Source organism: Micromonospora chalcea, from assembly GCF_002926165.1.
Classification (GTDB): Bacteria; Actinomycetota; Actinomycetes; order Mycobacteriales; family Micromonosporaceae; genus Micromonospora; species Micromonospora chalcea.
Window position 1 is genome coordinate 12,711 of sequence record NZ_MAGP01000121.1, and the last position, 14,974, is coordinate 27,684.

The following is a 14,974-nucleotide window of genomic DNA, read 5'->3' on the forward strand; positions in this document are numbered from 1 at the left end:
CGGCCCCTCGGTGGCCTGTTAGGTTACGAGCCATGCCAGAGATCCTCGACCAGGCCCGGGAGCGGGTGCTGGGCAACGGTGTCGGCCTCGACGAGGCCGGTGTCCTCGCGGTGCTGAACCTTCCCGACGAACACCTGCCCGCCGCCCTCCAGCTCGCGCACGAGGTCCGGATGCGCTGGTGCGGTCCGGAGGTCGAGGTCGAGGGCATCGTCTCGCTGAAGACCGGCGGCTGCCCGGAGGACTGCCACTTCTGCTCGCAGTCCGGCCTGTTCACCTCGCCGGTCCGGTCGGTCTGGCTGGACATCCCGGCGCTGGTCGAGGCCGCGAAGCAGACCGCCGCGACCGGGGCGACCGAGTTCTGCATCGTGGCCGCCGTGCGCGGTCCGGACGCCCGGCTGATGAAGCAGATGCGTGAGGGCGTCGCGGCCATCCGCGCCGCTGTCGACATCCAGGTCGCCGCGTCGCTCGGCATGCTCACCCAGGAGCAGGTCGACGAGCTGGTCGAGATGGGCGTGCACCGCTACAACCACAACCTGGAGACCTGCCGCTCCTACTTCCCGAACGTGGTCACCACGCACTCGTGGGAGGAGCGCTGGGAGACGCTGCGGATGGTCCGCGAGTCGGGCATGGAGGTCTGCTGCGGCGGCATCCTCGGCCTCGGCGAGACGGTCGAGCAGCGGGCCGAGTTCGCCGCGCAGCTCGCCGAGCTGGACCCGCACGAGGTGCCGCTGAACTTCCTCAACCCGCGGCCGGGCACGCCGCTCGGTGACCGTCCGGTGGTGGAGGGCAAGGACGCGCTGCGCGCCATCGCCGCGTTCCGGCTGGCCATGCCGCGCACCATCCTGCGGTACGCGGGCGGCCGCGAGCTGACCCTCGGTGACCTGGGCACCCGCGACGGTCTGCTGGGCGGCATCAACGCGGTGATCGTCGGCAACTACCTGACCACGCTGGGTCGCCCGGCCAACGCCGACCTGAAGCTGCTGGAAGACCTGAAGATGCCGGTGAAGGCGCTCTCGGCGACCCTGTGAGGCAGCGGTGACCGATCTTTCCCCCGCCCCGGCCGCGCCCGCGGCGCTGTGGTGCGACAGGTGCGGCGAGTCGGTGGCGGCCGGGCCGCATCCGGCGTGCGAGGCGGCCCGGGCGTGGGAGCCGCCGCGCTGGTGCGCGTCCTGCCGGCGGCGGATGAAGGTGCAGGTCGTACCGGCCGGCTGGTCGGCGGTCTGCGTCGAGCACGGCGAGCGGCGGGGCTGAGGCGTGCTGCGGGGGCGGGCGGTGACGCTGCGGCCGGTGACCGACGCCGACGTGCCCGCGCTGGCCGCGATCCGGGCCACCCCTGAGGTGCGCCGCTGGTGGCGCGGCGGCGACGATCTGGCCGAGTCGGTCCGGGCCGACCTGGCCGACGACGCGGTGACGATCTACGCGGTCGAGCACGACGGCCGGCTGGTCGGGGCGATCCAGTGGTACGCCGAGACCGACCCGGACTACCGCCACGCCAGCCTGGATGTCTTCCTCGACCCGGCGGTACGCGGCTCCGGGCTGGGCGGCGACGCGATCCGCACGCTGGTCCGGCACCTGATCGACGAGTACGGCCACCACCGGTTCACGATCGACCCGGCGGCGGCGAACACGGCGGCGATCCGCGCGTACGCGAAGGTGGGGTTCCGTCCGGTGGGCATCATGCGCCGCTACGAGCGCGGGGCGGACGGGCGCTGGCACGACGCGCTGCTGATGGATCTGCTGGCCGAGGACCTGGCCGGCTGAGCTGACGGACGGGGCGTGCCCGGCACCACGCGGGTGCCGGGCACGCTCTCCGGTAACTGTGTGACGGTGTCAGCGCTGGAGGGTCAGCACACCCGGCCGCCACGGCAGCAGGTTGTAGTCGCCGCCCGCACTGGGGTTCTTGCCCTGGTACAGGAGCTGCAGGTTGCAGGGGTCGATGGTCTTGGTCTGGTCGGGGTTGGTGCGGACCAGGTCACCGTGGCTGATGTCGTTGGTCCAGGTCGCGCCGCTGTTGGCCTTGCCGGCGAACGGGTTGCTCTCGGTGGCGGCCTGCGGGGTCCACGAGCCGCTCAGGCTGTTGGACGTGAACGACCGGAAGTAGCGTCCCTGGCTTCCGATCGCCTCGACGATCATCAGGTACTGGTTCTGGCCCGCCACCTTGTAGACCTCGACGCCCTCGAACAGGTTGTTCGTCGAGTCCGACATGATCGTCGTGTAGCTCGAGCCGAAGCTGCCCGGGAAGTTCCCGAGCGGCATGCTCGACCGGTAGATCTTGCCGTTGTCCCCGGCGAAGAACAGGTACATGTTCTGGTCGTCACCGATCAGGGTCTGGTCGATGACGCCGTACGGGGCGTCCGGCAGGGTGGCGGTGGACAGCGTCTGCGCCGAGGACCAGCCGTTGGCGTTGGTCGGGTCGCTCGACGTCTTGTAGCTGAACGAGGTCGGTCCCCACTGGTACGCCAGCACCCAGATGTTCTTCGGGGCGAAGTACAGCAGCGTGGGCGCCACGGTGCCCTGGCTCATCCCGTTCTGGCCGGTCGACGCCATGTCGGACCAGTTGGTGAACGGGGTGAAGTTCATCGAGCTGTACTGGCCGCTGCTGTTGACGTACGACCCGTAGACCAGGTGCTTGCCGTTGTGGACGACGTTCGTGAAGTCCTTGAGCGAGACCCAGCCGTTCTGCGGGTTGGCCAGCGCGCCGGTCGACGACCACCGGTAGGTCGACGGGAGCGAGCAGCCGCCCGGCGGGGGCGTCGTGGTTGGCGGCGGCGTGGTCGGGGACGGCGAGGTGCCGCCACCGAAGTCGGTCCGCCACTGCTGGTTGGTCTGTCCGTGGCAGTCGTACAGCTGGATCTGCTGGCCGTTGCCGGTGCCCCAGACGTCCAGGCAGCGACCGGACTGCACGCCGCTGATGGTGCCGTTGGAGTTGATGTTCCACTGCTGGTTGGACTGGCCGTTGCAGTCCCAGATGATGATTCCGGTGCCGTTGGCGGTGGCCGCGCCGTTCGCGTCGAGGCACTTGGTGCCGTAGACCATCAGCTGCTTGCTGGAGGTGTACGTCCACTGCTGGTTCGACTGACCGTTGCAGTCGTAGAGCTGGACCCGGGTGCCGTTCGTCTGGGTGGCGTTCGGCACGTCGATGCACCGGCCCGACTGCACGCCGACGATCCGGCCGGCGCCGCCGCTCGGCGGCGGTGCCGTGGTCGGGGTCGTGGTCGGGGTCGTGGTCGGCCCGGAGGTCGGGGCGGCCGCGTTGAGCGCGTTGAGGACCGAGTTGTACGCGGCCTTCTTGTTGCCTCCGCCGTCGAACAGCAGCGGGCTCTCGTTGGAACGCCACGAGTCGCTGTCCCGCACGCCCCACACGGTGATGCCGATGCAGCGCGGCACGTTGATGCACGCCTGCGTCAGACCGGCGTACTGGCTGGTCGAGGAGTTGGTGACGTCGACCTCGGTCAGCGCCACGTCCACACCCAGCGCGGCGAAGTTCTGCAGCGTGGTCTGGAAGTTGCCGGGCAGCGAGCTGCCGCCGGTGAAGTGGGTCTGCAGGCCGACGCAGTCGATCGGGACACCACGGGACTTGAAGTCCCGGATCATGTTGTAGACGCCCTGCGTCTTGCCGTACGACCAGTTCTCGATGTTGTAGTCGTTGTAGCACAGCTTCGTCGACGGGTCGGCCGCGCGAGCGGTGCGGAACGCGACCTCGATCCAGTCGTTGCCGGTGCCCTGGAGGTTGGAGCTGCGGCGGCTGCCGTCCTCGTTGAACGCCTCGTTCACCACGTCCCACGCGGCCAGCTTGCCCTTGTAGTGGGCCATCACACCGTTGATGTGGTCGATCATCGCCTGACGCAGGTTGCTGCCGTTCAGGCTCTGCATCCAGCCCGGCTGCTGCGCGTGCCACGCGAGGGTGTGGCCCCGGACCTTCAGGCCCCGCTGGGTCGCCCAGTTGTAGATCTGGTCGCCCGAGTTGAAGTTGAACTGGCCGCGCTGGGGCTGCGTCGCGTCCGGCTTCATCTCGTTCTCGGCGGTGATCATGTTGAACTCACGCGCCGCGATCGTGCTGTACGTCGAGTCGCCGAGCCGGCCCGCCGCGATGGCGGTGCCGAAGTAGCGGCCCGACTGCGCGGCGGCCGCGCCCAGCGTGCTCGCGGCGGCGTTCGCCGCCGGCATCATCACCGCGCCGGCGGCCACCGTCACGGCGCTGACCGCGCCGGCGAGCAGCGCTCGGACGGCTGGTGATCGCCGTCGCCGACTCCCGCCGCGATGAGCGGATGGGCTCATTGCCATCTTGGCCTCCTTACTGGCCAACACCCAGGCCGTCGGGGCGGGACGACTGGACGTTTCGGTTGGGGTATCTAGCTTTGTCGATGCTTCCACCACGCATCGGTGGGGACAATGGTGTTTCGGAAAAGTTTCGGAACGTTTTTGGCCGCGCGGGGCCGGGTGCGGCGTGGCCGGTCACACGGGGTGCGGTACCGGCCACGCCACGTCGACGGTCAGGCGACCGTGCAGGCGGTCCCGTTGAGCGTGAAGGTCGCCGGCCTCGGGTTCGAGCCGGTGTGGGTGCCGTTGAAGCCGAAGCTCGTCGACGCCCCGGGTGCCAGCGTCCCGTTGTACGACAGGTTCGTCGCGGTCACCGCCGCGCCCGTCTGGGTCACGTTCGCCGACCAGGCCTGCCCGACCTTCTGCCCGGTGTTGCCGAACGTGAACGCCAGCGTCCAGCCGTTGATCGCCGTGGTGCCGGTGTTGGCGACGGTGATGTTCGCGGTGAACCCGGTGTCCCAGGAGTTCGCCGTCCAGGTCACCGCGCAGGTGCCGCCGGCCGGCGGCGCGGTGGTGGTCACCGTGACACCGGGCGAGGCGGGTGAGACGTTTCCGGCCGCGTCCACCGCCACCACCGTGAAGGTGTACGTGGTGGAGGCGGTCAGCCCGGTCACCGCCAGCGTGGTGCCGGTGGCGGTGCCGACCAGGACGTTCCCGCCCCGGTAGACGCGGTACCCGGTGACGCCCACCGCGTCGGTGGACGGACCCCAGGTCAGCGTCAGTCCGGTCGGGCCGATCGCGGAGGCGGTGGGAGTGCCCGGCGCGGTCGGCGGGGTGGTGTCGGGCGCCGGGCCGGCCGGCGTGGTGACGCTGACCGCAGCCGACGACGCGGATCGGTTGCCGGCGCCGTCGAGCGCCCGCACGGTGAACTGGTACGTCCGCTCGGGTGCCAACCCGGTCACGGTGAGGGTGGTGCCGGTCGAGGCGGTGACGACCGGGTCGGCGCCGGCCGAGGTACGGGTTACCTCGTACCCGGCCAGCCCGCTGCCACCGGTGTCGGTGGACGCGGCCCAGGTCAGCGTGAGCCCGCTCGACGTGACGGCGGACGCGACAGGGGTGCCGGGCACCGAGGGCGCGGTGGTGTCCGGGGTGACCGGGCCGGGCTCCTCGCCCCAGACCCGTACGCCGCCGGAGTAGAGCGGCACCTTGCGGTTGGGCCCGGCGGTGGCCTGGTACGACGGGTCGTTGGTCGGGTCCCAGGTGCCGCCCTCCGGCACGCCGATCTTGAACTGCACCTCCATCCGGTGCTGCGACTGCCCGGCGGGCGCGATGGTGTAGCCGGTGCAGTCGACTTCGACGTACCAGATGTCGCCGGAGAACTGCTTCGCCGTCGACGGCGACGGGCAGCCCTGCGTGTAGCCGGGGGTGACGGTGACCGGTCCGGTGCCGTCGGCCCGGAAGAAGTACCGGAACTTACCGGTGGTCAGCGCCCGGGCCGGGAACGCCGACTTGTTGTAGATGATCGCCTTCAGTCCGGTGGCGCGCGGCTCGGCCTGCATGACTGTGGTCTCCACGGTCATCTCGTCCATGTCGGGCGTCTCGGCGGACGGGAACCCGGCGCGCGGGCTGCCGCCGTACTCGTTGGCGAGCCGGGCCAGCGCGGAGGTGAAGCCGGCGTTGTAGTCGGTGGCCACCTCGTTCATCACGTAGTCCGACCGGCTGTCGGTGTACGCGTCGTTTGCCGATGACGGGCCGCCGACCAGCGCGCCGTAGAGCACGTGCCGGGTCTCGGTGGGCACGGTCTGGCTGTCCCACCAGGAGCCGTGCGCGGTGCGGTGGTGCGGGTTGCGCGGCGAGTTCGTGCCGAAGCCGATCTGGTAGCTGGAGTTGCGCGGGTTGTCGCCGAGCGCGTAGTTGATCTGCCGGACCGCGAAGTCGTGGTAGCGCGCCCTGCGCGTGGTGTCGGTGGTCTTGTCGCTGTAGACCAGCGCGGCGAACGCGGTGTTCGAGGCGTACCGCAGCGCGCCCCAGGAGTCGAGCACCGCCATCCCGCCGGGCGAATACGGCACCCGCTGCCCGTTGACGCCCACCGTCCAGTAGTCCAGCCACCGGTTGGCGTCGTCGGCGTACTTCTGCTTGCCGGTCAGGTTGGCCAGCAGCACGTACGCGCCGAACTGCTTGTTGTCCCAGGCGATGGTCCACTTGTAGGAGCGGGTGGTGGACTGCGGCTCGGTGCCGAGCTTGTCGTACTCGCTCTCCGCCTTGGCCAGGTAGGTGGCGTCGCCGGTGGCCCGGTACAGCCAGATCGCGCCCCAGACCAGCTCGTCCTGGTAACCGCTCCACGACTTGTAGAAGCTCGTCGCGTCGGTGATGCACTCGTGGTAGCTCTTCCGCACCGTGTCGGCGAACGTGTAGAGCTGCTTGGCGTGGCCGAGCAGCTTGTCCGCGTAGGTCGCGTCGGTGGGGCGGAACACCATGGACGAGGCGGCCATCGCGGCCGCCGTCTCCCCCGCCAGGTCCGCGCCGCCGCAGCTCGCGTCGATCTTGTACGCGGGCCGCGCCATCGGCATCACCTCGGCCGGGCCCCACCACTTGTGGTCGTCGTCGCCCTTGCCTACCTGTCCGTAGAGGACGTTCGGCGCGGGGTGCGCCTTGACGAAGTAGTCGTTGACGAAGCGCAGGTTGTTCAGCAGGTGGGTGAGCTGCCCGGAGGCGACGTAGCCGTCGCGGTACTCGACCGCGCCCCAGGCCAGCATGGTGGCGCTGAACGCCATCGGGAAGCCGAACTTCACGTGGTCACCGGCGTCGTACCAGCCGCCGGTGAGGTCGACGCCGACGTCGGCGCCGTCGGTGAGCGCCGAGTCGCCGCGCCAGGAGACGCGGTTCCACGAGGGCTTGGGGCCGGACTGCTGCGCCTCGTAGAAGAACAGCGACTTCTGCAACGCCTCGGCGTAGTTGAACGTGGCCGCGGCCTGCGCGGCGGGCACCTCGACGGCCGACGCGGGCGGCGCGGCGGCGACGGCCGTGGCCAGGCCGACGGCCTGCGCGGCGCCGGCGGCGAGCAACCGGCGCAGCCGCGACCGGCCTCCGGGCGGCGGTATCGGACGGGGCATGGCGAGCTCCTGTGGCTGGCGCCGCGCGGCAGCCGGAGCGGGGACGGCGCTCGGGGCTCCGGCTGCCGCGAGGCAGTGGTGGTGGGGTGACCGCAGGAGCCTCGGGAGCGCTCCCATGGATAAGCGACAATGTAATGCGCGGGCAACATGTTGGGAAGGCCGCCGTCGGCGGGGCCCGCTCGGCGTACCGACGGGTAACAAACGGGAGCTGGATCACACCATCGATACCGCTCGATATCGAGCCGACTCGTTCCCAGCTCAGCGGCATCGCGGTGGCGACGAACGCGCCGCGGACGACCCCGTCCGGGCCGCCGCCGTCCTGGCATACGAGCGTACGGTTGCCCGCCCGCTCGGCACCGCGCGACAGTACGCCTCACCTGCGGTGCCATCGACGCCGCCGCTCCCCGGACAACCCTGAGGAGATCGCGATGGCTCTACGACTCGCCGAGGGCACCTCCTGGTCCGACACGCTCGCCCGGGCGGTGGCCGCCACCCCCGAGGCCTTCGACACCACCTCCGACGGCGTGCCCACGCTCCACAATCTCGTCCAGGGGCAGTGGCGCGCGCTCGGCACACCGGCGCCGGTCCGTACCCCTGTCGACAACACCGTCCTCATCCACCTGGCCCGGCTCGACGCCGAGGCCGCGCGCGGCGCGGTCGCCCACGCCGCGGCGGCGCACCGCGAGTGGGCGCAGACCCCGCTGGCCGAGCGCGTCGCCCGCGTCACCGACGCGCTGGACGCGCTCACCGGGCACCGCGACCTGCTCGCCCTGCTGCTGGTCTGGGAGATCGGCAAGCCGTGGCGGCTGGCCTGCGCCGACGTGGACCGGGCGCTGGACGGCGTGCGCTGGTACGTGGACGAGATCGAGCGGATGCTCGCCGACGGCCGGGAGCCGCTGCCCGGCCCGGTCAGCAACATCGCCTCCTGGAACTACCCGATGAGCGTGCTGGTGCACGCCGAGCTGGTGCAGTTGCTGGCCGGCAACGCGGTGATCGCCAAGACGCCGTCCCAGGGCGGCGCGGTCTGCCTCACCGTCGCCCACGCGCTGATGCGCCGCGCCGGACTGCCCGCCACCCTGCTGTCCGGCAGCGGCGAGGAACTGTCCGAGGTGCTCGTCCGCGCGCCGGAGATCGGCGCGGTGGCGTTCGTCGGCGGGCGCTCCAACGGCGGCAAGGTCGCCGCCGCGCTGCTCGACTGCGACAAGCGGCACTTCATCGAGCAGGAGGGCCTCAACGCCTGGGGCATCTGGAACTTCTCCCAGTGGGACTCGCTCGCCGCGCACCTGCGCAAGGGCTTCGAGTACGGCAAGCAGCGCTGCACCGCGTACCCCCGGTTCGTGGTCCAGCGCGACCTCGTCGACGAGTTCCTCGACATGTACCTGCCCGTGGTCCGCTCGATCCGCTTCGGCCACCCGCTCGCGGTCGACGAGACGTGGCGGGCCGGCGACCCGCTGCCGGAGCTGGACTTCGGTCCGCTGATCAGCGCCGCCAAGGCCGAGGAGCTGCGCCGCAAGGTCGAGGAGGCGGTACGCGGCGGCGCCGTACCGCTGCACCGCGGCAAGCTCGACGGCGCACCGTTCCTCGACGGGCAGGACACGTCCGCGTACGTCGCGCCCGCCGTGCTGCTGGCCCCGCCCGGCCGGTCCCGGCTGATGCACGCCGAGCCGTTCGGCCCGGTGGACACCATCGTGGTGGTGGACACCACCGACGAGCTGCTGGCCGCGATGAACGCCTCCAACGGCGCGCTCGTGGCGTCGCTGGCCTGCGACGACGAGGAACTGGCCGGCAAGCTGGCGGTCGACCTGCAGGCGTTCAAGGTGGGCATCAACAAGCCCCGCTCCCGGGGCGACCGGGACGAGCCCTTCGGCGGCCGGGGCGCCTCCTGGAAGGGCGCGTTCGTCGGCGGCGACCTGCTGGTGCAGGCGGTGACGGTGGGCGGAGACGGCCGGCTCTACGGCAACTTCCCCGACTACAGCAGCTACCCCGCCACCTGATCCCCGCGAACACGGACGGGGCCCCCGCATCGGGGGCCCCGCCGTGTCACCGTCCCCCGCATCGGAGGTCGGTCCGGGTGGCGCGCGAACGCGCCGGTTGCGGCCCTCCGGCCGGACCCCTCGGGCGTGCCGCGCCGTTGCGGCTCACCTCCGTGGTCCGGCCGGACGGCCGTCAGCTCATCCCGGCCGCTGCGCCGGCACGACCGCGCCGGCACGCGCGCCGCTACCGGCCACCGCCGGTGCGCCGGTCACCGCGTCACCGCCGCACGCCGGCTCGCCCGTCGACGGCGCGGGAACCAGCGGAAGCGTCGCGGTCAGCACCGCGCCGTCGCGTTCCAACGCCACCGGCCGGTCCAGGCGGCGCAGCGTCCGCAGCATCGGGGTGTTCTCGGCCTGCACGTGCAGAACAACCGCGGCGTACCCGGCCCGGTCGGCGTGGCCGAGCAGGCGGCGCAGCAGCGCCGAGCCCAGGCCGCGGCGCTGCCAGTCGTCGCGCACCAGCAGCGCCGCCTCGGCCTCGTCGCCCTCACCGAGCAGGTTCGCCATCGCCACGACCGGCTCCGCCGCCCCGCCGGAGCCCGCCGTCGCGAGCAGGGTCACGCCCCGGACCGGCTCCAGCAGCCGGCGCAGCCGCGCCGGCGCCGGGTCGGCCGCCCCGCTCAGGTAACGCCGCTGCCGGCTGCGCGGCGAGCAGGCCGCGTGCAGCTCGCGTACGCCGGGCACGTCCTCGGTCGTCGCCGCGCGCACCGACACCTCCCCGCCGTCGGGCAGCACCAGCGTGACCCGTTCGGTGTCCCGGCGGGCCAGCATCGCCGCCAGCTCGACCACTGCCTGCGCCCGGGCGTACTCGGCCGGAGTGAAGCTCGGCTCCCGGCGGCACAGCTCGTACGCCCCGCCGGCCGGGTCCGCGAGCGCCATGGTCGTGCCGCCCACCCCGCCCGGCGCGGTGGCCGGCGTCGGACGCCAGGTCACGGTGTCGGCGCCGAGCAGCGTGCGCAGCGCCGCGCCGGTCGCCTCCGGGTCACGGGCCAGCCGTCCGGCGAGCCCGAGCACCCGGGTCGGCTCGTCGGCCAGCCCGCGCGCCTCGCTGCGCGCGACCCAGCAGTCCCGGCCCCGGCCGCGCTCCACGGCGGCCCGCAGCTCCGCCTCGGTGACCTGCTCGGGCGCGTCGACCAGGAAGTCGTCGACCGCGCCGGCCTCGGTGGTGTGCACCTGCACGCTGAGGATGTTGACCCCGCGCAACGCGAGGCTCGCCGTGAGCACCGACAGGTAACCCGGCCGGTCGTCCACGGTGGCTCGGATCCGCCACAGCGCCATGGTTGTCTCCCTTCCTCGGCACCGACCATGCCGTGCCCCTGTTGCGGGCCCGTTGCCCCGGGGTGACGCGGCCCGTCCGGTCAGGTGACGGTGATCACGGGTGGCGTGCCGACCAGGTCCAGCCGGTCGCCGAGGATCACCGCGCCGGCGCGGACGATCTGGGCGAGCCGGTCCACCTCGGTGGAGTGGAACCCGGCCGCGGCCAGTGGCTCGCTGTGGTCGCGGGCGACCACCAGCACCAGGCCGGCCCGGCCGAACGGCGCGACCGCGTAGTGGTGCCCCTCCGGGCTGGTCATGGCCCGCGCCCGCAGCGGGGTCACCTCCGGCAGCCGGGGCGGCGCCGGGGCCCGCCAGCTCGCGTGCCCGATCGCGGCGACGCCCGCCTCGCCGCTGCGCGAGGCCCAGTCCAGGGGTACGACGGCGGCCACCGCCCAGTCGGCGGCGAGCAGCCCGGGTGCCGCGTCGACGAGCGTGGCCACCCCGTCGGCCGGGTTGGCGGCCACCTGGGCGAGCAGTTCCGCGTCCTGCCCGGTGGTGGTGGGCGCGCCGATCGCCCGCCACACGCCGTCCACCCGCACGCCGGGGATCGCGGCCAGCCCGGCGAGCATCCGCTCCACCCGCGCCGCGCCCGGCCACACCACAGTGAAGTCGTCCACCGCCCGGCCGCCGAGCCGTTCCAGGACCACCACCTGCACGATGTCGGCGCCGGAGACGCCGAGTGTCCGGGCCACCTGGCCGAGCGTGCCCGGACGGTCCGGCAGGGTCACCCGAACTCTCAGCAGCATGTCTGATCCCCTCCGCTCGGCGGGCCGGCCGAGCGGCCGGCAGGCTGGGGCCCAGCCTGCCGGTTGACCATTTCGCCCCTGTTGCAGCGGCATGTCCCGCCGGGAAAACCCCCAACCTTGACAACAAAGCTGAGCTGCCATCAACTAATCGGATGACCGATCCGGCCGCCGCTGCCCGGCTCTCGGCCGGCTCGGCACCCCGCGGGCTCGACCTCGACCGGCTCGCCACCTACCTGGCCGCGCACCGGCCGGACCTGACCGGCCCCCTGTCGGCGCGGCTGATCGCCGGCGGCAAGTCCAACCTCACCTACCTGCTGCGCGCCGGTGACCGCGAGGTGGTGCTGCGCCGGCCACCGCTGGGGCACGTGCTGGCCACCGCGCACGACATGGCCCGGGAGCACCGGGTGATCTCGGCGCTCGCGCCGACCGGCGTACCGGTGCCGGAGGCGCTGGCGCTCTGCGCCGACGAGAGCGTCATCGGCGCGCCGTTCTACCTGATGGCGAAGGTCGACGGCGAGGTCTACCGGCGGCGCGAGCAGACCGACGCGCTGACGCCGGCGCAGCGGCGCGACCTCGCCATGGCGATGATGGACACGCTCGCCACGCTGCACCGGGTCGAGCCGGCCGAGGTCGGGCTGGCCGACTTCGGCCGTCCGGAGGGCTACCTGGCCCGGCAGGTACGCCGCTGGGCCGGCCAGCTCGACCGGTCCCGCAGCCGGCCGCTGCCCGGCATCGACGAGCTGCGCGACGCGCTGGCCGCCAGCGTGCCCGAGGGCGCGAACGCGGGCCGGATCGTGCACGGCGACTACCGGCTGGACAATCTGCTCGCCACCGACGACCTGGCGGCGGTGCGGGCGGTGCTCGACTGGGAGATGGCCACGCTCGGCGACCCGCTGGCCGACCTCGGGCTGCTGCTGACGTACTGGGACGTGCTCGGCGACAGCGACCACGGCGAGGGCAACCCGGTGGCCGACGGCATCGGGCCGCGCGCCGGGTTCCCCACCGGGGCCGAGCTGATCGAGCGGTACGCCGGGCGCAGCGACGTCGACGTCGGCCCGCTGCACTGGCACGTGGCGCTCGGCTGTTTCAAGCTCGCGGTGATCTGCGAGGGCATCCACTTCCGGCACACGCTCGGCCAGACCCTGGGCGAGGGCTTCGACCGGATCGGCGACATGGTGGCGCCGCTCGTGGCACACGGGCTGCACGCGGTGAGGGAGAGCTAGATGGAGTTCGCGTACGACGACCGGACGGTCGAGCTGCGGCAGCGGCTGGAGGCGTTCCTCACCGAGTGCGTGTACCCGGCCGAGCCGGTGCACCACGAGCAGGTGCTCGCGGCCGGCGACCCGTGGGCCCGCCCGCCGGTGATGGCGGAGCTGAAGGCGCAGGCGCGCGAGCGCGGGCTGTGGAACCTGTTCCTGCCCGACGCCCGCTACGGCGCCGGCCTGACCAACCTGCAGTACGCGCCGCTGGCCGAGCTGACCGGCCGCAGCCCGCACCTGGCCCCGGAGGCGCTCAACTGCGCCGCGCCGGACACCGGCAACATGGAGCTGCTCGCCGAGTTCGGCTCCGAGGAGCAGCGCAAGCAGTGGCTCATGCCGCTGCTCGCCGGGGAGATCCGGTCCGCGTTCTGCATGACCGAGCCGGAGGTGGCCTCCTCCGACGCGACGAACATCGGCACCCGGATCACCCGCGACGGCGACCACTACGTGATCAACGGCCGCAAGTGGTGGTCGTCCGGGGCGATGGACCCGCGCTGCGAGATCTTCATCGTGATGGGCAAGACCGACCCGGACGCCGACCGGCACCGCCAGCAGAGCATGATCCTGGTGCCCCGGGACACCCCCGGCGTGACGGTACGCCGCGGCATGCGCGTCTTCGGCTACAGCGACGCCCCGCACGGCGGGCACGCCGAGATCGACTTCTCCGACGTACGGGTGCCGGCCGAGAACCTGGTCGGCGAGGAGGGCACCGGGTTCGCCATCGCCCAGGCCCGGCTCGGCCCCGGCCGGATCCACCACTGCATGCGCCTGATCGGCATGGCCGAGCGGGCCCTGGAGCTGCTCTGCCGGCGCGTGCTCGACCGGGTCGCGTTCGGCCGCCCGCTCGCCGAACAGGGCGTGGTACGCGAGTGGATCGCCGAGTCGCGGGTCCGGATCGAGCAGGCCCGCCTGCTGGTGCTCAAGACCGCGTGGCTGATGGACACCGTCGGCAACAAGGGCGCGCACACCGAGATCCAGGCCATCAAGATCGCCACGCCGCTGATGGCCGAGTGGGTGATCGACAAGGCGATCCAGGCGCACGGCGGAGCCGGGGTCAGCCAGGACACCCCACTGGCCGAGCTGTGGGCGGCGGCCCGCACGCTGCGCCTGGCCGACGGCCCCGACGAGGTGCACCGCGCCTCGCTGGCCCGCCGGGAGCTGCGCCGCTATTCCTGACCGGCTCCCGCCGGGCGTGGTCAGGCGGAGGCGCGGTGGATCAGCTCGGTGTCCAGCAGCACGTGCGGCGAGGGAACCTCCTCGCCGCGGATGCGGGAGACCAGCAGCCGGGCCATCTGCCGGCCCATCTCCTCCACCGGCTGGAACACGGTGGTCAGCGGCGGCTCGGCCTGACGCGCGATCGGGGCGTCGTCGAAGCCGATCACCGCGACGTCCTCGGGCACCCGGCGGCCCGCCTCGCGCAGCGCGCGTAACGCGCCGAAGGCCATCAGGTCGGAGGCGACGAACACGGCGTCCAGTTCCGGGCAGACGTCCAGCAGCCGGCGCATCGCGGCGGTGCCGCTGCCCTCGCTGAAGTCCCCGTACGCGATCAGGCCCGGGTCGATCCGGCCGCCGGACGCCCGGACGGCCTCCTGGTAGCCGGAGAGCCGGGCCAGGCCGGCGCCCATGTCCTGCGGGCCGGCGATGGTGGCGACCCGCCGGCGGCCCTGGCGGAACAGGTGCTCCACCGCCTGCCGCGCGCCGCCGACGTTGTCCATGTCGACGAACCACGCCGGCTGGGCGTTCGGGTGCAGCATCCGCGCCGGGCGGCCGCCGAGCACAGTCGGCAGGCCGCGCTCCTCCAGCAGCGTGGGCAGCGGGTCGGCGTCGTGCAGCGAGAGCAGGAGCACGCCGTCGACGTGCTGGTTGGTCAGGTGGTGCTCGACCCGTTCCCGCTCGATCGGCGACTGCACCATGGCCAGCCAGAGCTGCATCGGCGTCTCGACCAGCCCGGAGCTGACGCCCCGCACGATGGCCGCGAAGAACGGCTCGGTGAAGACCCGCTCCCCCGACTCGGAGACGACCAGGGCCACCGAGTCGGTCCGCTGGGTGACCAGCGCACGGGCGGCGCGGTTCGGCACGTACCCCAGCTCGGCGATGGCCTGCTGGACGGCGGCCCGGGCCTCCGGGCTGACCTGCGGCGAGCCGTTGACCACGCGGGAGACAGTGCCGCGCCCGACGCCGGCGCGGGCCGCGACCGCGTCGAGGGTCGGACGCCCGAGCGAGCGGGTGCGCTGCGTTGTCATCGT

11 protein-coding genes are annotated in these 14,974 nt (G+C 72.7%); 6 read left to right on the forward strand and 5 right to left on the reverse strand.

The features are described from left to right. The first annotated feature begins 32 nt into the window (after positions 1 to 32). From bioB to BAW75_RS18450, 3 genes are read left to right on the forward strand one after another with little or no spacing between them, the layout of a single operon-like run. Complete coding sequence (gene bioB / locus BAW75_RS18440) at positions 33 to 1,028, forward strand: biotin synthase BioB (protein ID WP_064447187.1); 996 nt, start codon at positions 33 to 35, stop codon at positions 1,026 to 1,028. Between the two features lie 7 nt (positions 1,029 to 1,035). Next, the gene (bsaP, locus tag BAW75_RS18445; RefSeq protein WP_069089407.1) at positions 1,036 to 1,251 is read left to right on the forward strand and encodes a biotin synthase auxiliary protein BsaP; all 216 of its coding nucleotides are present in this window, start codon (positions 1,036 to 1,038) and stop codon (positions 1,249 to 1,251) included. A gap of 3 nt (positions 1,252 to 1,254) precedes the next feature. Next, positions 1,255 to 1,761, forward strand: a complete 507-nt coding sequence (locus tag BAW75_RS18450) for a GNAT family N-acetyltransferase (RefSeq protein ID WP_043325589.1) — start codon at positions 1,255 to 1,257, stop codon at positions 1,759 to 1,761. A 69-nt stretch (positions 1,762 to 1,830) separates the two neighbouring features. Here BAW75_RS18450 and BAW75_RS18455 read toward each other — a convergent pair whose 3' ends face one another. Both BAW75_RS18455 and BAW75_RS18460 read right to left on the reverse strand, forming a co-directional pair. After that, on the reverse strand, positions 1,831 to 4,284 hold the full coding sequence (locus tag BAW75_RS18455; protein ID WP_104114361.1) for a non-reducing end alpha-L-arabinofuranosidase family hydrolase: 2,454 nt from the start codon (positions 4,282 to 4,284) through the stop codon (positions 1,831 to 1,833). Between the two features lie 209 nt (positions 4,285 to 4,493). Next, positions 4,494 to 7,373 carry a glycoside hydrolase family 9 protein gene (locus tag BAW75_RS18460; RefSeq protein ID WP_104114362.1) on the reverse strand — a complete coding sequence of 960 codons (2,880 nt, stop codon included), beginning with the start codon at positions 7,371 to 7,373 and terminating at the stop codon, positions 4,494 to 4,496. 428 nt (positions 7,374 to 7,801) lie between these two features. On the opposite strand from BAW75_RS18460, the gene BAW75_RS18465 reads away from it, so the two are divergent. Then, positions 7,802 to 9,367 (forward strand): aldehyde dehydrogenase family protein, encoded by a 1,566-nt coding sequence (locus BAW75_RS18465; protein WP_043325594.1) that lies wholly within the window; start codon positions 7,802 to 7,804, stop codon positions 9,365 to 9,367. Between the two features lie 177 nt (positions 9,368 to 9,544). Here BAW75_RS18465 and BAW75_RS18470 read toward each other — a convergent pair whose 3' ends face one another. Together BAW75_RS18470 and BAW75_RS18475 are read right to left on the reverse strand one after the other, a co-directional pair. Further along, a complete protein-coding gene (locus BAW75_RS18470) occupies positions 9,545 to 10,684 on the reverse strand; it encodes a GNAT family N-acetyltransferase (RefSeq protein ID WP_244206169.1) in 1,140 nt (379 codons plus the stop codon). Between the two features lie 80 nt (positions 10,685 to 10,764). Continuing rightward, positions 10,765 to 11,469, reverse strand: a complete 705-nt coding sequence (locus BAW75_RS18475; RefSeq protein WP_043325595.1) for an ACT domain-containing protein — start codon at positions 11,467 to 11,469, stop codon at positions 10,765 to 10,767. Between the two features lie 152 nt (positions 11,470 to 11,621). On the opposite strand from BAW75_RS18475, the gene BAW75_RS18480 reads away from it, so the two are divergent. Then, complete coding sequence (locus BAW75_RS18480) at positions 11,622 to 12,692, forward strand: phosphotransferase family protein (RefSeq protein WP_104114363.1); 1,071 nt, start codon at positions 11,622 to 11,624, stop codon at positions 12,690 to 12,692. After that, positions 12,693 to 13,904: an acyl-CoA dehydrogenase family protein gene (locus tag BAW75_RS18485; protein WP_104114364.1), complete on the forward strand. Its 1,212-nt coding sequence runs from the start codon at positions 12,693 to 12,695 to the stop codon at positions 13,902 to 13,904. 20 nt (positions 13,905 to 13,924) lie between these two features. Here the strand turns inward: BAW75_RS18485 and BAW75_RS18490 are convergent, their stop codons facing one another. After that, the gene (locus BAW75_RS18490) at positions 13,925 to 14,971 is read right to left on the reverse strand and encodes a LacI family DNA-binding transcriptional regulator (RefSeq protein WP_043325601.1); all 1,047 of its coding nucleotides are present in this window, start codon (positions 14,969 to 14,971) and stop codon (positions 13,925 to 13,927) included. Positions 14,972 to 14,974 lie beyond the last annotated feature (3 nt).

What these genes read in the sequence shown, in the direction of transcription:
- BAW75_RS18490 (WP_043325601.1), bottom strand. Translation starts at nt 14,971, where the DNA reads ATGACAACGCAGCGCACCCGCTCGCTCGGGCGTCCGACCCTCGACGCG.
- BAW75_RS18465 (WP_043325594.1), top strand. Translation starts at nt 7,802, where the DNA reads ATGGCTCTACGACTCGCCGAGGGCACCTCCTGGTCCGACACGCTCGCC.
- BAW75_RS18480 (WP_104114363.1), top strand. Translation starts at nt 11,622, where the DNA reads ATGACCGATCCGGCCGCCGCTGCCCGGCTCTCGGCCGGCTCGGCACCC.
- BAW75_RS18455 (WP_104114361.1), bottom strand. Translation starts at nt 4,284, where the DNA reads ATGGCAATGAGCCCATCCGCTCATCGCGGCGGGAGTCGGCGACGGCGA.
- BAW75_RS18470 (WP_244206169.1), bottom strand. Translation starts at nt 10,684, where the DNA reads ATGGCGCTGTGGCGGATCCGAGCCACCGTGGACGACCGGCCGGGTTAC.
- BAW75_RS18485 (WP_104114364.1), top strand. Translation starts at nt 12,693, where the DNA reads ATGGAGTTCGCGTACGACGACCGGACGGTCGAGCTGCGGCAGCGGCTG.
- bioB (WP_064447187.1), top strand. Translation starts at nt 33, where the DNA reads ATGCCAGAGATCCTCGACCAGGCCCGGGAGCGGGTGCTGGGCAACGGT.
- BAW75_RS18475 (WP_043325595.1), bottom strand. Translation starts at nt 11,469, where the DNA reads ATGCTGCTGAGAGTTCGGGTGACCCTGCCGGACCGTCCGGGCACGCTC.
- BAW75_RS18460 (WP_104114362.1), bottom strand. Translation starts at nt 7,373, where the DNA reads ATGCCCCGTCCGATACCGCCGCCCGGAGGCCGGTCGCGGCTGCGCCGG.